Origin of the sequence: Reyranella massiliensis 521 (assembly GCF_000312425.1) — a bacterium.
GTDB classification, from domain to species: Bacteria; Pseudomonadota; Alphaproteobacteria; order Reyranellales; family Reyranellaceae; genus Reyranella; species Reyranella massiliensis.
Genome location: NZ_HE997181.1, coordinates 826919 through 844790, shown reverse-complemented (window position 1 = coordinate 844790; position 17872 = coordinate 826919). Strand labels below are relative to the sequence as shown.

19 protein-coding genes are annotated in these 17872 nt (G+C 63.6%); 12 read left to right on the top strand and 7 right to left on the bottom strand.

Going from position 1 to position 17872, the window contains the following annotated elements; all coding sequences use genetic code 11:
- Window positions 1-762: a competence/damage-inducible protein A gene (locus tag BN60_RS04095; protein WP_020694724.1), complete on the bottom strand. Its 762-nt coding sequence runs from the start codon at window positions 760-762 to the stop codon at window positions 1-3.
- A 113-nt stretch (window positions 763-875) separates the two neighbouring features.
- Between BN60_RS04095 and map the strand changes: the two genes are divergently transcribed.
- Window positions 876-1757, top strand: coding sequence for a type I methionyl aminopeptidase (map, locus tag BN60_RS04090; RefSeq protein ID WP_020694723.1), 882 nt, complete (start codon window positions 876-878; stop codon window positions 1755-1757).
- A 3-nt stretch (window positions 1758-1760) separates the two neighbouring features.
- Here the strand turns inward: map and BN60_RS04085 are convergent, their stop codons facing one another.
- Window positions 1761-3173, bottom strand: coding sequence for a serine hydrolase domain-containing protein (locus BN60_RS04085; RefSeq protein ID WP_020694722.1), 1413 nt, complete (start codon window positions 3171-3173; stop codon window positions 1761-1763).
- Between the two features lie 311 nt (window positions 3174-3484).
- Between BN60_RS04085 and radC the strand changes: the two genes are divergently transcribed.
- Entirely contained in the window at window positions 3485-4210 is a 726-nt protein-coding gene (gene radC / locus BN60_RS04080; protein ID WP_043284754.1) for a RadC family protein, read from the top strand.
- A 54-nt stretch (window positions 4211-4264) separates the two neighbouring features.
- On the opposite strand, the gene BN60_RS04075 is transcribed toward radC, so the two are convergent.
- Window positions 4265-5164: an HNH endonuclease gene (locus BN60_RS04075; RefSeq protein WP_020694720.1), complete on the bottom strand. Its 900-nt coding sequence runs from the start codon at window positions 5162-5164 to the stop codon at window positions 4265-4267.
- 204 nt (window positions 5165-5368) lie between these two features.
- On the opposite strand from BN60_RS04075, the gene BN60_RS04070 reads away from it, so the two are divergent.
- Complete coding sequence (locus BN60_RS04070) at window positions 5369-6163, top strand: adenylate/guanylate cyclase domain-containing protein (protein ID WP_020694719.1); 795 nt, start codon at window positions 5369-5371, stop codon at window positions 6161-6163.
- Between the two features lie 124 nt (window positions 6164-6287).
- A complete protein-coding gene (locus BN60_RS30705) occupies window positions 6288-6446 on the top strand; it encodes a hypothetical protein (RefSeq protein ID WP_020694718.1) in 159 nt (52 codons plus the stop codon).
- 63 nt (window positions 6447-6509) lie between these two features.
- On the opposite strand, the gene BN60_RS04065 is transcribed toward BN60_RS30705, so the two are convergent.
- The 3 genes from BN60_RS04065 to BN60_RS04055 form a co-directional block, all read right to left on the bottom strand.
- On the bottom strand, window positions 6510-6704 hold the full coding sequence (locus tag BN60_RS04065; protein WP_020694717.1) for a hypothetical protein: 195 nt from the start codon (window positions 6702-6704) through the stop codon (window positions 6510-6512).
- 133 nt (window positions 6705-6837) lie between these two features.
- A complete protein-coding gene (cueR, locus tag BN60_RS04060; protein WP_020694716.1) occupies window positions 6838-7329 on the bottom strand; it encodes a Cu(I)-responsive transcriptional regulator in 492 nt (163 codons plus the stop codon).
- Between the two features lie 22 nt (window positions 7330-7351).
- Complete coding sequence (locus tag BN60_RS04055) at window positions 7352-9898, bottom strand: heavy metal translocating P-type ATPase (RefSeq protein ID WP_051150081.1); 2547 nt, start codon at window positions 9896-9898, stop codon at window positions 7352-7354.
- A gap of 128 nt (window positions 9899-10026) precedes the next feature.
- Between BN60_RS04055 and BN60_RS30700 the strand changes: the two genes are divergently transcribed.
- Complete coding sequence (locus BN60_RS30700; protein ID WP_020694714.1) at window positions 10027-10230, top strand: heavy-metal-associated domain-containing protein; 204 nt, start codon at window positions 10027-10029, stop codon at window positions 10228-10230.
- A 36-nt stretch (window positions 10231-10266) separates the two neighbouring features.
- On the opposite strand, the gene BN60_RS30695 is transcribed toward BN60_RS30700, so the two are convergent.
- Window positions 10267-10770 carry a GFA family protein gene (locus BN60_RS30695; protein ID WP_177324759.1) on the bottom strand — a complete coding sequence of 168 codons (504 nt, stop codon included), beginning with the start codon at window positions 10768-10770 and terminating at the stop codon, window positions 10267-10269.
- Between the two features lie 249 nt (window positions 10771-11019).
- On the opposite strand from BN60_RS30695, the gene BN60_RS04045 reads away from it, so the two are divergent.
- The 7 genes from BN60_RS04045 (at window position 11020) to BN60_RS04015 (ending at window position 17823) form a co-directional block, all read left to right on the top strand.
- Complete coding sequence (locus BN60_RS04045) at window positions 11020-13218, top strand: amylo-alpha-1,6-glucosidase (RefSeq protein ID WP_020694713.1); 2199 nt, start codon at window positions 11020-11022, stop codon at window positions 13216-13218.
- A 63-nt stretch (window positions 13219-13281) separates the two neighbouring features.
- Entirely contained in the window at window positions 13282-13803 is a 522-nt protein-coding gene (locus tag BN60_RS04040; protein WP_020694712.1) for a PRC-barrel domain-containing protein, read from the top strand.
- An 18-nt stretch (window positions 13804-13821) separates the two neighbouring features.
- Window positions 13822-15078, top strand: coding sequence for an MFS transporter (locus BN60_RS04035; RefSeq protein WP_020694711.1), 1257 nt, complete (start codon window positions 13822-13824; stop codon window positions 15076-15078).
- 64 nt (window positions 15079-15142) lie between these two features.
- Window positions 15143-16117: an NADPH:quinone oxidoreductase family protein gene (locus BN60_RS04030; protein WP_020694710.1), complete on the top strand. Its 975-nt coding sequence runs from the start codon at window positions 15143-15145 to the stop codon at window positions 16115-16117.
- Between the two features lie 40 nt (window positions 16118-16157).
- On the top strand, window positions 16158-16898 hold the full coding sequence (locus tag BN60_RS04025; protein WP_020694709.1) for a DUF72 domain-containing protein: 741 nt from the start codon (window positions 16158-16160) through the stop codon (window positions 16896-16898).
- Window positions 16899-17062: 164 nt separating this feature from the next.
- The gene (locus tag BN60_RS29445) at window positions 17063-17482 is read left to right on the top strand and encodes an ArsR/SmtB family transcription factor (RefSeq protein WP_083855946.1); all 420 of its coding nucleotides are present in this window, start codon (window positions 17063-17065) and stop codon (window positions 17480-17482) included.
- Window positions 17392-17823 carry an SRPBCC family protein gene (locus BN60_RS04015; RefSeq protein WP_020694707.1) on the top strand — a complete coding sequence of 144 codons (432 nt, stop codon included), beginning with the start codon at window positions 17392-17394 and terminating at the stop codon, window positions 17821-17823. The genes BN60_RS29445 and BN60_RS04015 overlap by 91 nt, the downstream gene beginning before the upstream one ends.
- Window positions 17824-17872 lie beyond the last annotated feature (49 nt).

The window sequence follows — 17872 nt, the reverse complement described above, 5'->3', positions numbered from 1 at the left end:
CTACTGTACGAACTCCTCCGCCTCTCCGTTCATCTTGCGGATGGTATCCATCAGCTCCAGAGACGCGGCGACCAGCCTTGCATCATCCGTGCCACGCAATACCAGCGAGACGCTGGGCTTGCCGTTGCGGAACGCGGGATAGGAACCGATATCGAGATCCTCGAAGCGCTTCTGCAAGGCGCCCAGCGGTTCGGCAATGATGCCCTCCGGCAGGTTGGTGCGCACGGTGCGCGAGAGGACTGGCGTGCCGCCGACCAGCCGATGCTTCATCGACTGGAACATCGCCTCGGCAACCTTGGGAATGCCGGCGAAGGTGAAGACGTTTTCCATCTGGAAGCCGGGCGCCACCGACACCGGATTGTCGACCAGCACGCCGCCATGGGGCACGCGCGCCATGCGCCGCCGCGCCGGCGTGAACAGCGCCGGATCGCCGTAGTGCCGGGTCATGCGTGCGACCGCCTCGGGATGCTCGGAGATGCCCACCCCGAAGGCCTTGGCGATGCAGTCGGCCGTGATGTCGTCGTGTGTCGGGCCTATTCCGCCGGTAGTAAAGACATAGTCGAACTTCCGCCGCACCTCGTTCACGGTGGAGACGACGGTCTCCTCGATGTCGGGAATGATGCGGCATTCCATCACCCGCACGCCCAGTGCGCCTAGCTCTGTGGCGAGATACTGGATGTTGGAGTCGCGGGTCCTGCCGCTCAGGATTTCGTTGCCGATCACGAGGATACAGGCGGTGACTACTTTTGCCGGCTCGGACATTTTGGACTCGCGCAATTTTCCCCGTGGTTTCAGTAGATTAGCGGACGTGACAGGGCGGGCCAAGCTGCCGCCACGGTCTTGTTACTGCCCGTATCGCATGCCAAATAGGGCCCATGAGTAATTCCCGAGAGTTCATCGACGACAGCGACGACTATTGGCGTCGCGACGAGCGCACCATCAAGCTTCACGGCCCGGAAGGGTTCGAAGGCATGCGCCGTGCCGGTCGTCTGGCCGCTGAAACGCTCGATTTCATCACGCCCCACGTGCAGCCCGGCGTCACCACCGGCGAACTCGACAAACTCTGCCACGACTACATTCTCGACCACAAGGCGATCCCCGCCCCGCTCAATTATCGCGGCTTCCCCAAGTCGATCTGCACCTCGATCAACCATGTCGTCTGCCATGGCATCCCATCGGACAAGCGGCTGCAGAACGGCGACATCGTCAATATCGACGTCACCGTCATCCTCGATGGCTGGTACGGCGACACCAGCCGGATGTTCTATTCCGGCGATGTCAGCGTAAAGGCCAGACGCCTGTGCGAGGTGACCTACGAAGCCATGATGCGCGGCATCGCCGTGGCCAAGCCCGGCGCCCATGTCGGCGACATCGGCTTTGCCATTCAGAGCTATGTCGAGGCGCAGCGCTTCTCCGTGGTGCGCGATTTCTCGGGCCATGGGCTCGGCCGCATCTTCCACGATGCGCCGAACATCCTGCACTACGGCAAGAAGGGCAGCGGCCCGGTGCTGAAGCCCGGCATGTTCTTCACCGTCGAGCCAATGGTCAATGCCGGCACCTGGCAGGTGAAGATTTTGAGCGATGGCTGGACGGCGGTGACGCGCGACAAGCAGCTCTCGGCGCAGTTCGAGCACTCCGTCGGCATCACCGAGACCGGCGTCGAGTTCTTCACGCTCTCGCCGATGAGCCTCACAAAGCCCCCCTACGATCTCGGCCAGGCTCAACCAGCCGAAGAGCGCCAGGCCGCCACGGCCTGAGGATCACACGTCCTCGGCCACCAGGCTGAGCTTCTGGATCCCGGGCTCCGCGTCAGGGGAGAGGGTGACTGTTCCGCGCAAGCGACCGTGCAGGCAGGCCATCGTGAAACGACCCGCCAGCGCGTGGATGGGTTCGATCCCTTCCAGATGGCCATCGCCGAGGCGCCGCTTCAAGGCGGCAAGCTCGGCATTGCGAAAACGTGCCGGCATGTCGAGCAGCAGGTTCGCGGCAAAGACCGGCGCGGCGGCTTCGATACGGCCTGCCTCGTAAGCGGCAATGATCGCCCGCACGGCCCGGCTAAGAGCCGCCGATGGCTTCGATGGCTCCTGCCTTGGAGCCGCTACATGCAATATCTCTGCGATGCGGAGCGTGAGGCGCGACATAGGCGCATAGGTGCGATTGCCGAAAGCAAAGACACCCCACCCGCGCTGCGGCAGCATGAGGACATGCGAGCCATACCCCGGCAGGCCGCCGGCATGATGCAGTCGGGAACCGAGCAGGCCGTCGGTCGAGTGGACGAGGCCGTATCCATAGGCGCTCGGTGCCGGTTGACGTCCATCGGCAACGGGGTCGGGCAGCAAGGGTGGCGCATGCCAGAGTCCCATCTCCCGGACGGTCGATCGACGCACCGGGCCGACCTCGGGATCGTTGCGCGCCGGCCAGGCACTGAGGAGAAAGGCGACGTAGCGGGCATAGTCGGGCACTGTGGTCGCCAAGCCCCCCATGGCGCCCACTTCACCGTCGGGCTCGATGCGCTCGCGCGACCAGCTGCCTTCGTCCAGACGGTAACCCCAGGCGAAGTCGTCCCGGCTCGCGGCGATGGCGTCGAAGGTCGTCCGGGCCATGCCGAGCGGCTCGAGGATCGTCCGCCGGATGAAGGTTTGATAGGGTTCCCCACTGACGTTGGTCAGCACGCGTCCCAGCAACGCGTAACCCAGGTTGCTGTACTCGAACGCCAGGCCGGGCGGGCGGGCGAACAGCCGTCCGCTCGCGATCAGCGCGTCCAGCTCTGCCGGCGTCATGCCGAGCACGCGATCGCCCCACGGGTCGTCGGTGACGAAGCCCGCAACGTGGGTCAGCAGATCGCGCAGGCTGACCGGACGGCTGTCGCGCGTTGCCGACGGGACCTTCGCAAACTGCGGCACGTACTCCGCCAGCGGCGCATCGAGAGCGAGACGGCCCTGATCGCGCAAGGAGAGGATGGCGAGCGCCGTCATGTTCTTGGTCATCGAGGCGATGCGGAATGCCGTGACATGACCGACTGGGCGGGACGTCTCCATATCCGCCAGGCCGACCGTCGTCGCATGGGCGAGCCGCCCGTCCTGCACAATCCCGGCGACGAGGCCGGGGATCTGTTCCTGTTTCGCAAAGGCCGCGCAGGCGGCGTCGATCTCGGCAAAGGTCGTTTCTGACATCAGCCGATCCTATCAGGTGCACCGTCTCGGCTTCAGCTTGTTCTTGCCTCCTTTCTGCCGCGGTTGCGTAGGACCGTGACGCCATGGGGAAGGCAAAACGCCAGGCACTCGAACCTGCAGCGGACGACAAGGCGCACGTGGCGCTCTTGGCGGCGGGCCTTCACCTTCGGACATCGGAAAATCTCTGGCGCGTCAGCGGCAATACCCTGGCGCATCGTCAGGTGCTGCGCGACATCGGCGGCACCTGGAACAGGCTCGACCAATGCTGGGACTTCGCCGGCGAGGACCCGACCGACAAGCTTGTCGCGGCGATCGAAGCCGCGCCTGCACCGACCGGCCACAATAGCGGCGACGGTGACACGCCCAAGCCGCATTATCACGGCCATCGCGGCCGGGTCCGCGAACGCGTGCTCAAATCCGGCACCGAGCCGTTGGCAGACTACGAACTGCTGGAGTTGATGCTTTTCTACTCAATCGAACGGATCGACACCAAGCCGCTGGCCAAGCGGCTGCTCGAACGCTTCGGCACTTTGGGTGATGTCTTCGCCGCCGAGCCGGAGCAGCTGCGCGAATTCGAGATCGACCAGAGGACGCTGATCCACTTCAAGGCGATGCGCGAGGTCGGCCGCCGGCTGGCCGAACGCAAGGTCAAGGACATGCCCGTCCTCACCAACTGGCAGCAGCTCATCGACTATTGCCATGCCGCGCTTGCACACGAGAAGACCGAGCAGTTCCGCATTCTCTTTCTCGACTCCAAGAACGTACTGATCGCCGACGAGGTGCAGCAGCGCGGCACCATCGACCACGCGCCGGTCTACCCGCGTGAGGTCGTCAAACGGGCGCTGGCACTGAATGCGGCGGCGCTGATCCTGGTGCACAACCACCCCAGCGGCGATCCCAAGCCTTCGCGCGACGACATCGAGATGACGCGCGAGATCAAGGCGGCGGCCGGAGCCCTCGGCATCTCGATCCACGACCATCTCGTAATCGGTCGCAAAGGACACGCGAGCTTCAGGAGCCTTGGACTGTTGACTTGATGCGGGCGAGCGCCGTCAGACTGGCCCATGGTATTCGCAGCAGCCGAACGTCCGTTACTGCTTGAAGGAATGCTCTCTATGCCATTGAAGAAAATGGGGGTGAGGTCGTTCGAGGGGCCTATGGGGTGCTCGGGCGTAGCCGTTCTTGTTGATCAGGGCCCGTACGCTCTCTTGATCGTTAACACGCCTCGAGACGAGAACTTCGAGATCGTCGGAGAGCGAGATTAACCCCCTATCGAACATCCAGTGTGCCGTACCGGAAAGCGCAAGACCATTGCTCACGATATCAGGCCCATTCTTCTCGACAGGTCGGATATGCGCCGCATCGACTTCGGCGCGACCGCCACCGTTTATCAGCCGGAGCCCGGTTATCGCGCATCGCTCTCCATAGGCCCGCAGGACCGTTCGGCGGAAGATCCGGTCCCGTACGGCGCGAGATGATACATAGCTGATGCGTTCCCGAATCTGCTCAAAGACAAAGGGGACTTGCTCCTCGCGCAAGCCAGGCAGCGGATAGGCATCTCCAATCCGCGGCAGCATGGGTGTATCTTCATGTAGACCCATTCCAACGATCCGATCGAAGTCACTCGCCAAGAGAGGGCGAACAGCCGATTGCGCGCGTCCGGAGATTCGGCCCTCGCTATTGAGCAACCCTCGCTCAACGACACCATCCTCGCCACTGAATGGCACTGGATTGGCAAAGTCGAGATAGCTGCCCGGCTCGATGAGAGCGAGGTACATACCGGCGGACTTCGGGTCCGGAATCACCTGCTCAACCCTCGCTATGGCAAAGTAGCCCCGCGTGTCGTCGACCTTGCGTGGCTCATAGTAGACGATCCAATCACCGACACATCGTTCGACGCGTGCCAAATACTGGGGTGGAAACTGGTATCGCTCAGCAGGGCTGTCGTCGTAGATCGAATCCGAACGATGGATAAAGACGCCGAAGCCCATGTCCAATGCTGGTCCTGGATTGCCGCGTGATCGGCGATCACCGAAGCGGAAGGTCGTGCGACGAGAATCTTGCATCGCCAACAACGATGCGGCAAGGGGCACCGTCAGTGTCAGGAGTCCCGCAAGAAAGATCGTTGCCAAAGCGGGGATGCACGATCACATTCCTCTTCGATGCGCCATACGGAATAACCACGCCGCACGCTTATGCCCAAGTTCCTTCGCATCGGCATCCACCAAACGAACGTGTCGGGTTACACGTCAAAGGCATGGGGGATTCGCCGGGTCGGCTCGGCGGTCTTCCTGAAATGGGGAGCGGTCGAGGTCCATGGCGTCGGAGAGGGACGCAAGGTCTACTGGACGATGCCGCCGCGCGAGAAGACGGTGCGTTGCGGCACAGTGCAGCGCGCCGAAGCCTATGTGAGGAATGCGATCGCCCGGCGGCGCAACCATCGCTACGAACCGCTGACAGGGAACATCGCCCTCAAAGGCCGCTCCGCCAATCGTGGCGCCGAATTCGAACAGGTGCTCGCCACGATCCTGTTCGTCGACATCGTCCGATCCACGGAAAAAGCTGCGCGGCTCGGTGACGCGCGGTGGACGCAGGTCATCAATCACTACTACGCGACCGTCCGCAAGGAACTGAAGACATTGCGCGGCAAGGAAGTCGTGACGACAGGCGACGGATTGCTCGCGACATTCACCGCGCCGGCATCGGCGATTGACTGCGCGGCCGCAATCCGCAACGCCGTGCGCACCTTGGGGCTGGAAATCCGGGTGGGGCTGCACGCGGGTGAATACAAGGTGAGCGGGCCCGACGTCGCCGGTCTCGCCTTCCATATCGGTGCGCGCGTCGCCGCAAAAGCGCGAGCCGGCGAAATCCTGGTCTCGAGCTCGGTCAGGGATCTGATGGCATCGTCCGAAATCCCCTTCAAGGATCGCGGCGTTCACCAACTCAAGGGCGTGCCGAAGCGGTGGCGCCTCTACCGAGTCGATCGGTAGGCCACTGTCGATAGCGCGACCGGCGAAATCCCTATGCAGCTTCTATAGACGACAGGATCGGCTCGTCTCGCATTCCTATGGCCGTGCAGCCAAATGACGGGGCCGATTCTGAAGGAGAAGCGTCATGTTCAACCGGATTATTCACCGAGTCGAAGAGGAACCTCCGTCGACAGGAGCGCCGCACCTGTTCGGCAAAGCGAGCCAGTATCTGCTGTACATACTCTGCGCGACGCCTGCCGCCCTGTTCCCTCTTGGCCTCGTCTACAGGCTGATCTTTCCCTGAGCCAGTTGCTTGCAGAAACCGAAAACGGGGCCCTTGGGGCCCCGTCTTCGTTTCGGTGTTCGGCTATTCCTTGTGTCGCCTGGCGTCTGGCGGGCCGCCATCTCCGTGGAGCATCAAGCGTGCCCGGCAATCGAGATTCGCCGTTATTCGCTTGTCCAGCGCGCCTAGAAGACGCAACACCGCCCGCCAGAACCGGGCGAGCGCCGTATCGCCCTTCGACAGCCGATCGCGAGAATCGACGAAATGCATGGCGTTCATGGATCACCTTCCTCGACCTCCATATGGCTGTCGGGCATAGGTAATCCAGATGGACGCATGTCGACGAAAATAGGGATCTCATAAAGATCGCCGAACCATATCCTTTCGTCGTGAAACCGAGCGAAGCGAAAAGTCAGCTTCTCGCAGGCCGTCCGCTGGTGGAGCGACCCGTCGTCAGCCCCGCGGCCATCGGCCCGAAGCGCCGTCGGCCCGACGATGGCCGCGCCGGCTGGCCGGCCTCTTCCGCCAGCTCGGCGATGATCGGGCAATCCGGCCGGTCGTTGCCTTTGCAATGCTCCGCCAGATGCTTGAGCGTACCGCTCATCTCGCGGAGCTCGCGGGCTTTACGCTCCAGCTCCTCGACGTGTTTCAGCGCAATGCGTTTCACGTCGGCACTGGCCCGCTTGCGGTCGCGCCACAGCGCCAGCAGCTCGACCATCTGCTCAACGGTGAAGCCGAGATCGCGCGCGCGCCGGATGAAGCGGAGCGTATGGACGTCGTTGTCCGAATATTCCCGATAGCCGCCCTCCGACCGGGATGCCGCTGGGATGAGGCCGATCGATTCGTAGTACCTGATCATCTTGGCTGAGATGCCGGACTCAGCCGATGCTCTGCCGATATTCATAACCGCCTCCTCTCCTTCCGGCTCATTCTGCTGCCACGGGCTCGGCCGGACGGTCGCGGGTGAGCCCGTCGGAACGCCCGGCCGGCGCCTGGAAAGTCCGCAGGCGCAACGCATTGCCCAGGACGAAGACACTCGACAAGGCCATCGCCCCCGCCGCCAGGATCGGCGACAGCAGAATGCCTTGAACCGGATAGAGCACGCCGGCGGCAACAGGGACGAGGCTCGCATTATAGGCAAACGCCCAGAACAGGTTCTGCTGGATGTTCCGCATCGTCGCCTGGCTGAGGGCGATGGCATTCGCCACGCCGCGCAGATCGCCTGACATCAGCACCACATCGGCGCTTTCGATTGCGACGTCGGTTCCCGTGCCGATGGCCAGGCCAACATCGGCCTCGGCCAAAGCCGGCGCATCGTTGATGCCGTCGCCGACGAAGGCAATCGCACGACCGCCTTGCTTCAACTGCTTGATCGCGTCGACCTTGCCTTCCGGCAGCACCTCGGCCACGACCTTGTCTATGCCGAGCTGCCGGCCGATGGCCTGCGCCGTACGCCGGTTGTCGCCGGTGATCATCACGACCTCGAGGCCCAGCCTCTGCAGCTCCTCGATCGCTTCCGGGGTAGACTCCTTCACCGGATCGGCGACGGCGACGATCGCCGCCAACCGGCCGTCGATCGCGGCATAGAGCGGGCTCTTGCCCTCGTCGCCCAGGCGCGCCGCCTCGGCCGCAAAGGCCGATACGTCGAGACCGACCTTCGCCATGAGGCGATCGGCACCGATCTCGACCCTGTGGCCCCCGACCTCTGCCTGGACGCCGTAGCCGGGCGTCGCCTGGAACGCCGTAACGTCGCCAAGGACGAGACCAGCCTGCTTGGCGGCCTCGACAATCGCGGCGGCGATCGGATGCTCGGACCGCTGCTCCACCGCCGCGACGAGCGCCAGCACCTCGTTTCGGTCGAAGCCGTCCGTCACCGCCAGATCGGTCAGTTCGGGCCGGCCTCTCGTCAAGGTGCCGGTCTTGTCGAGGGCGATCACCCGGGCGGCGCGCAGCGTCTGGAGCGCCTCGCCCTTGCGGAAGAGGACCCCCATCTCGGCTGCCCGGCCCGTACCGACCATGATCGATGTCGGCGTCGCCAGCCCCATGGCGCAAGGGCAGGCGATGATCAGCACCGCGACGGCATTGACCAAAGCGAAAGTCATTGCCGGTTCGGGTCCGAACAGAAGCCAGACAAGGAACGTCGCCGCCGCGGCCGCCATGACAGCCGGCACGAACCAGGCCGTCACCTTGTCGACCAGGGCCTGGATCGGCAGCTTCGAGCCCTGCGCCTGTTCGACGAGACGGATGATCTGAGCCAACACGGTATCGGCGCCAACCTTGGTGGCCCGGAAGGTGAAGGAGCCGCTCTTGTTGATCGTCCCGCCCACCACCTCGGCGCCCATGCTCTTGGCGACAGGCACCGGCTCGCCGGTGATCATCGATTCGTCCACGAAGGACGAGCCTTCCGTTACCTCGCCGTCGACCGGAACCTTGTCGCCGGGCCTTACCAGAACAAGGTCGCCGCTCTGGACCTGATCGAGGGGAATCTCGACCGGCTGGCCGTCGCGCAGGATGCGGGCCGTCTTGGCCTGCAGGCCCATCAACCGCTTGATCGCCTCACTGGTGCGACCCTTGGCCTGCGCTTCGAGGAAGCGGCCGAGCAGGATCAGGGTGACGATCACCGCGGCGGCTTCGTAGTAGACGTTCGCCGTCCCGGCCGGCAGCAGATCGGCGGCAAAGGTCGCAACGACCGAATAGCCCCAGGCTGCCGCCGTGCCGATCGCCACCAGCGAGTTCATGTCCGGCGTTGCGCGCAGGAGGGCCGGAATCCCCTTCTTGAAGAAGCGCAGGCCCGGCCCGAACAGGACCAGGCTCGCCAACACGAACTGAAGGTACCAGCTCGTCTGCAGCCCGATCGTGCCGGCCACGAAATGGTGAAGTGCCGGCACGAGGTGCGATCCCATCTCGATCACAAAGACCGGCAGCGTCAGCACGGCCGCCAGTATCAGCGAGCGCCGGAGCTTGCCCATCTCCTGTTCGCGGGCTTCGGCCTCGTGGTCCGCCGCCCCTGCCTCTTCAAGAGGCCGAGCCTGATAGCCTGCCCGGCGCACCGCCGCCTCGAAGTCCGATGGCTGTGCCGATCCGGTGAAATAGTGCACGGAGGCCTTTTTCGTCGCGAGATTGACGGTGGCGTCGACAACCCCGGGGACAGATTTCAGGGCGGCCTCGATGCGGCCGACGCAGGAGGCGCAGGTCATGCCCTCGATGGCGAGCTCCATCCTTCGCATTGCGGCCTCATACCCGGCGGCCTTCAGCGCGTTGACCACAGCGCCGGCGGCCGATACGTCCGCAAAAGTCACGTCGGCGCGCTCCGTCGCCAGGTTGACCGACGCGGAAGCGACGCCTTCGACGGCGCGAAGCGCCTTCTCGACACGGCCCACGCAGGACGCGCAGGTCATTCCCTCGATCCGGATACCAACCGGCGTACTCACGGAAGCCACAGAGCCTACTCCTTGCCTTGTCACCGCCTGCAAGGTGGGGCTTCCAATAATGGGAAGGTCAAGGGAATGACAGGAAAACTTGTGCTCCATCCTGTCGCGCCCTTGACCTTCCCATCGTTGGAACAACCACGTTCCGCTCGTCGTTTCACGAGGAGGTTGGAATGCTTCGTTTCAAGATCGCTAAGATGTCCTGCGGACACTGCGCCGCATCTATCGAAAGGGCGATAAAGGACGTCGACCCGCAGGCCGCGGTTTCCGTGGACCTCGGTCACAAGGAGGTAACGATCCAAAGCACTGCAGAAGAACGCCTGATCTCCGGCGCCCTCCGATCTGCCGGATATGAAGGGCAGGCTCTCGCCGCCTGATCCCGGGATTTGCCGATCAAGCGCTGCCGCCGACGGTCAGACCGGGCTGACCGCTCGGCGTTGCTTCTTTCGGGATGGGCGTTCCCACACTATTCCGGGAAAACCCTTCAGGGGCACGAGTGGTTCGCCCAGATATGTCCAGTCCTGCAGTTCATCGATGGCGACGTGATAGCGTGGCTCGCGGCCCGTGCGGCTCTTGAAGAGCGCGCGCGGTATGTTGACCATGTGTGCCGACCGAGCGCGCTCGTAAAAGAGCGGCGTCCCACATCGGGCGCAGAAGCTCCTTGCCGTTCCGGTAGCCTCGTCGCGAAAGCGCGTGATGTCTGCCTGACCTCTGGTTATCCGAAATCGACTGCGCCAAGTGCCAACGTAGGTCGCATAAGCGGAACCGTGTGCGCGCCGCGTCGCGCTGGAGTGATCGTGCCATGCCCACCGGGCGGGAAAATCGATCTCGAAGTGCACATTGCCGCAAAGACATTCGCCCGATGCCAATGCTGTCGATGCTTTCGGTGCCTTTACCGTCGTTGCCGCTCCGGCCATGCTGGACCTCATAAAAGGGATCCCTTCCGAATTTCTCTAGCCGACTCGCCATTGGTCAGCAATTCCGAGAAACCTGGCGCTTCACAAGCGTCCTGATTCCACAGAAATCGTCGCAACCTTTGCACAAGCAACCTCGTCGGAAACGCACAGGAAAACCCCAACCGCCTTGGCCATGCCGCAATGAATCGTTGAAGCTCACGCCGAGCATCATAAGTTCATCATGGTGCCAATGAACGGATCGGAGATTTCATGTCGGCCGACCAGACCTTGCATGCCGCGACACCCCACGGCGACACTCACGCCGAGACGCCGTTCTATATTCCCGCAACGGGAACAGCGGCGCGACCGCGCTGCGCTCTGAAGTACGGCGATACATTCGCCATTGTCGACAGCTACGGTGATATCGGCGCTTCGACGGGTGGTTCGGATGGCCTGTTCCACAAGGACACCCGATTCCTTTCCCACCTCGAATTGCGCGTGAACGACCAGCAACTCCTCCTGCTTGGCTCCAACCAGCGCGACGACAACACGCTGCTCTCGGTCGACCTCACCAATCCGGACTTCTTCGTCGACGGCAAGATCGTGCTTCAGAAGGATCTGCTGCACATCGGCCGCACGATGTTCCTCTGGCATGGGACAGCCTATCAACGGCTGGCTGTGCGCAATCACAGCGACAAGCCGATAGAGCTTTCGTTGTCCATCCACTTCGGCAGCGACTTCGCCGACCTGTTCGAAGTGAGGGGTCTGCAGCGCGCACGTCGCGGCACCGCCAAACGGGAGACGATCGGGCCGGATCGTGTCCTGCTTGTCTATCAGGGGCTCGACAGCAAGACGCGCCGTTCCACGCTCACGTTCGACCCGCCGCCGACGGAGCTTGCCGTCGATACCGCGACCTACCGGATGGTTCTCGAAGCGGGCGACATGCAACCCCTCTTCGTTGCCATAGAGTGCGACAAGCCACTGGAGCGACGCGCCACACCCTTCTTCGCCGGATTGCTTGCAGTACATCGAGAACTGCGCAGAGCGACACACGACGCCGCCGCGATCGAGACCTCGAACGAGATCTTCAACGAGATCCTGTGCCGGTCCGCGTCAGACCTGCAGATGCTGATGACGGACACACCGGAGGGTCGCTACCCTTACGCAGGCACTCCCTGGTATTCGACGACGTTCGGACGAGACGGCCTCATCACGGCGCTGCAGATGCTCTGGTGCTACCCGAAGGTAGCACGCGGAGTCCTGCGCCGCCTTGCAGCCCATCAGGCGAATCAAACGGACCCGTTCGCCGATGCGCAGCCCGGCAAGATTCTCCACGAGATGCGCAGTGGCGAAATGGCGGCCCTGCGAGAAGTGCCGTTCGCACTCTACTATGGCAGCGTCGATGCCACGCCGCTGTTCGTGCTGCTGGTTGGCCTGTACGCTGAGCGCACAGGCGACCTCGACACCGTCGCCGCCCTGTGGCCCGCGGTCGAGGCCGCGCTCGGCTGGATCGATGGCCTCGGCGACCCGGATCAGGACGGCTTCGTCGAGTATCGCCGCGCCAGCGAACTGGGCCTTGCCAATCAAGGATGGAAGGATTCCTTCGATGCGGTCTTCCATGCAGACGGGAGTCTGGCCGAAGGCTACATCGCCCTGGCGGAGGTGCAGGGATACGTCTATGCCGCCAAAGTCGCGATCGCCCGCTGCGCACGGCGGATACGCAAGACCGAAACAGCTCGCCGCCTCGAAACTGAAGCCAAGAATCTTGCAGAACGTTTCGAAGCTGCCTTCTGGTGTCCCGAACTGGGAACCTATGCGCTGGCGCTCGACGGCGCCAAGCAACCCTGCCGCATTCGCACGTCAAATGCGGGGCACCTGTTGTTCACCGGCATTGTCCGCGCGGACCGGGCTGCCGCGGTGAGTGCTGGCCTGCTCAGTCCACAATTCTTCTCGGGATGGGGTATCCGCACGGTGGCCAAGGGCGAAGCACGCTACAATCCCATGTCGTATCACAATGGTTCGATCTGGCCACACGACAACGCGCTCATCGCGCTAGGCCTGGGGCGCTATGGCTTCGGCACTGCCGTCGAGCAGGTCTTCAAGGGTCTGTTCAATGCCGCATCCTATATGGAGTTGCGACGCCTGCCCGAGCTCTTCTGCGGATTCCAGCGACAACGCAACCGGGGGCCGACGCTTTACCCTGTCGCCTGCTCGCCGCAGGCCTGGGCGAGCGCTGCGCCGTTCTCGCTGATCCAGGCTTCACTCGGACTCGAATTCGATCTGCGGCGAGGCGAAATCTGCCTGCGCAATCCACGAATGCCTGCGTTCCTGGACGAGGTGACGCTTCGCAACCTGCAACTCGGACCGTCGAGCGTCGACATCAAGGTGCGGCGCCATGGTGAGAAGGTCTCGCTCGAGATGCTGCATTCGCACGGCCACGTGCAGGTTTCGATCGTCTCCTCTCCGTAAGCCAGGGAACCACGCCACCCCTGACGAGTTGACCCTCCGGCGACCGTTACACTGGAGGGGGCAATGGGCGGCAGGCTTCGACTGATCGTGCCGGCGCTGGCACTGCTGATGCTCGTGTCGGCCTCCAAATTGTTGATCGCACAAGACGATCCCGACACTGCCCAGCAGCAACCGACCGCCCCCGCACCTTCTGTCGCGACACCGACTCCGCCTGCACCTCCTCCTGCCCCGCCACCCGTCGCCACACCGTCGGTCACCGTCATCGACGCCCAGGAGGCTCGCGGCATCCTGGGCAACGAAGTACGCAGCGCTGCCGATGAGAACATGGGGCGCATTGTTGACGTGATCGTCGACAGTTCGGGCCGCACACGTGCGGCGATCATCGACTTCGGCGGCTTCCTCGGCGTTGGCAGCCGCAAGATCGCCGTCGATTGGAAGGCGCTTCACTTCGTGCCTGCCGCGAGCAAACGTTACCGCATCGTCCTCGAACTGACCCGCGATCAGGTCAAGCTTGCGCCCGAAGTCAAGGAAGGCAAGCCCATCGTGGTCCTAGGCCCCTCGGGGATCCTCGAGCCCCTTCCCTAGCTGGCCACCGGAATCGCCGTGGCCGAACCCATCTGTACTGCATCTCATCCGTCGAAGCGCAGCCTGCGCGGGCTCGACTGGTTCGTCTTCTTCGTCGCCGACGTGCAGACGGGCTTCGGACCCTTCGTTGCGGTCTATCTCACTTCGGAGAAGTGGACGCAGGTCGATATCGGCCTCGTGCTTACCTCGGCCGGCCTAGTCGGTCTGGTCGGCCAGATCCCGGGTGGCGCGCTCCTGGATGCGGCGCGCTCGGAGCGCTTTGTTGCGGCCATAGCCGTCGCCCTCATCAGCGTCAGCGCGCTTGCCTATGCGCTCTACCCAATCTTCCCAGTGGTCCTCGTTGCCGCTTGCCTGCATGCCGCGGCAAGCTGCGTTCTGGGTCCAGCCATCGCCGCAATTAGCCTCGGCCTTGTCGGCCCATCGGCGATCGGCGAAAGACTCGGGCGCAATGCTCGCTTCGCTTCGATCGGCGCCGGACTGACGGCTGGCGTCATGGGCGTGGTCGGCTATCTGATCTCGCCGAGCGCCGTCTTCTTCGTCACTGCGGCCCTTCTCGTTCCGACCTGGTTGACCCTGCGCACTATCGCACCGCGCGAGATCGACCCGGAGCAGGCGCATGGCAACGCGCCGATGCCGCGCAAGCCGAACAACAGACAAGCCGAACCGCGTGCGCCGCTCGATCTTCGCCGGCTTTTGCTCAGGTCCCCCCTGTTGATCTTCGGCGGCTGTATCCTGCTGTTTCATCTCGCCAACGCCGCGATGCTCCCGCTGATGGGCAGTGTTCTCACGATGCGCCTCAGCGACTGGGCGACAGTGCTGATCGCAGCCTGCATGGTCGGCCCGCAGCTCATCGTGGCGATCTTCTCGCCCTGGGTCGGACGCCAGGCGCAACGATGGGGTCGCCGGCCGTTGCTGATCGCGGGCTTCGCCTTCCTGCCGATCCGCGGCGTTCTCTTCGCGACGGTAAGCGATCCTTACCTGCTGGTCGCCGTGCAACTGCTCGACGGCCTGACAGCTTCCGTCTTCAGCGTACTGGTTCCGCTTACCATCGCGGATCTGACCCGCGGCACCGGGCGGTTCAACCTCACTCAGGGCATGGTCGGCACGATGACGGGCGTCGGCGCATCGCTTAGCCCCACACTCGCCGGCTATGCTACCGATTCGTACGGCAGCTCTGTTGCCTTCCTCAGCCTGGCCACAGTGGCAGCATTGGGTCTAACCGCCGTAACTCTGTTGATGCCCGAGACACGCCCACCACCGGAACCGCCACCGTAGCGGTTTAGGCACGGGCCCTTCTGCGGCTATACAGGTCCAGCAAGTAGCTTTCGGGAGACGCCGCATGAAGTTCGTCCAGGCCTCGACACTCGACTCGATCGCCGACTATCGCCTGTTGGAAGGCGAAACGCCGAAGCCGGGACCGGGTGAGGTCCTTATCAAGGTGGAGGCCTGCGGTGTCGGCTATGTCGACGCATTGGTCGCTCTGGGCCGCTACCAGGTGAAGCCGCCCCTGCCGCACACGCCGGGCAGGGAAGTCGGCGGCTGGGTGGAGGCCGTGGGCGCAGGCGTCGACGGCCTTGCGCCGGGCGACAGGGTCATGGCGTCCGTCCGCGGTGGCTTCGCGCAATTTGCGCTCGCGCTGGCTGCCGACACGGTGAAGATCCCCGAACGGATGAGCTTTGCTCAGGCATCGGGCTTCCGGGTCAATTACCTCACGGCCCTGCACGGCCTGCGCGATCGTGGCGTCCTGGCCGCAGGCGAGCGGTTGCTCGTGCTGGGCGCGGCTGGCGGCGTTGGTATAGCCGCCATCCAGGTGGGCAAGGCGATGGGCGCGGAAGTGATCGCAGCCGCGTCGACCGAGGAAAAGCGCGCCTTCGCCCGCGCCCAGGGCGCCGACGATGTGATCGACACGGCGCCGGAAGGCTGGCGCGACCGGCTGAAGGCCGCCTGTGGTGGCAAGGGACCTGACGTGGTTTTCGATCCGGTCTGCGGCCCGCTTTTCGAGCCGGCATTCCGGTCCCTGGTCTGGGGCGGACGTCACCTCGTCGTGGGCTTTGTCGGCGGCCCGATCCCCGCTCTCAAATCCAATCTCACGCTGATGAAGGGCGCGGCGCTGGTCGGCGTCGACGTGCGCCAGTTCGGGTTGTTCGAGGAGAAGAAGGCCAATGCCCATGTCGCCGAGCTGCTCTCTTGGGTCGCCGACGGTCGCCTCGTGCCCGCTGTGGGTCGCTCCTTCCCGCTCGAAGAGTTCGCACCGGCGATGGAGTTCGCCCTGACGGGACAGGGGCTGGGCAAGATCGTGCTGGAGATCGCCTGACAGGGCTGCCCTCGCCGTCGATTGCGATATACTCGACGCCATGAGTGGTAAAATCTATGTCGGCATCGGCGGTTGGACCTTCGAGCCTTGGCGCGGCCCCTTCTATCCAGAAGGGCTGACGCAGAAGCGCGAGCTGGAATATGCCAGCCGCAAGCTCACCTCGATCGAGATCAACGGTACCTACTATTCGAGCTTCAAGCCCGCGAGCTGGGCCAAGTGGCGCGAGGAAACGCCCGATGGCTTCGTCTTTGCCGTCAAGGCGTCGCGCTTCTGCACCAACCGTCGTGTGCTGGCCGAAGCCGGCGAATCGGTACAGCGCTTCGTCACGCAGGGGTTGGTAGAGCTGAAAGACCGGCTGGGACCCATCAACTGGCAGTTCATGGGCACCAAGAAATTCGATCCTGAAGACTTCGAGGCCTTCCTCAAGCTGCTGCCGCGGGAAGTGGGCAAACTGCCACTGCGCCATGCCCTGGAAGTGCGGCACGACAGCTTCAAGGACAAGCGCTTCTACGACCTGGCGCGCAAGTACAACGCTGCCATCGTCTATGCCCACGACAAGGACTTTCCTGAGATCGATGAGCCGACGGCCGACTTCACCTACGCACGCCTGATGGGCAGCGAGGAGAAGGTGAAGACAGGCTACAAGCCGGCCGACCTCGACAAGTGGGCCAAGCGCAGCAAGGCCTGGGCAAAGAAGGGCGACGCCTTCGTCTACTTCATCTCCGGTGCCAAGGTGCGCAACCCGGCCGCCGCCCAGGAGCTGATCAAGAAGCTGGGATGACCTGGGCACAGGCAGGTGCGTTCTTCGAAGAGCATGAACCACTAGCGCTTGGCGAAATCGACATAGGGCATGCCTTCGGCGCCGGACTTGAGCCGGCCGCCTGCCGATGGATTGGCTCGAGCTACTCTTGACAGGCAGCGTCCTGCGCACTAACACTTAACCCTATGGTTAACTATCAAGCCACCGTCCTCGACCGCACCTTCGCCGCGCTGGCCGACCCGACACGCCGTGCGCTGCTCGCTCGTCTCGATGAAGAGAATGGAATCAGCGTCAGTGAACTGGCGCGCCCCTTCCCGGTATCTCTGCCCGCCATCATGAAGCACCTCGACGTGCTCTCCGATGCCGGCCTGATCGTGCGCTCCAAAACAGGGCGCACCGTCACCTGCCAGCTCAAGGCAGAGCCCATGGAGCAAGCGATGAACTGGCTCGCCCACTACGAGCGCTACTGGACGCAGCAGCTCGACCGCCTCGCCGCCTTTCTGGAGGAAGATCCATGGCCAGCAAGCCCAGCCTCGCCCTCAAGCGACGCCTCAAGGCCCCGCCGCAAAAAGTCTACGAAGCCTGGACGCAGCCGGAAAAAATGATCCGCTGGTGGGGCGTCACCGGCCATGAGAAGACGCCCATCGCCGAAGCCGACCTGCGTGTCGGTGGCCGTTTCCGTGTCCAGTTCTGGACGCCGAACGGCGAGCATCACAGCGTGAGCGGGGTCTATCGCGAAATAGTGCCGGACGAGAAGCTTGTCTTCTCCTGGGCCTGGCAGAGCACACCCGACCGAGAATCGCAGGTGACGGTCGACCTGAAGCCGGACACGGACGGCACGGTCCTCACTTTGACTCACGAGCAGTTCTTCAGCGAGACGGCGCGCGACGATCATCGGCGCGGCTGGAGCGCAGCGCTCGATAATCTGGAGAAGGTGTTTGCATGACGTTCGCCTCCGGCGCGAACCTGTATTCGGCATCACCTTCGATCACATT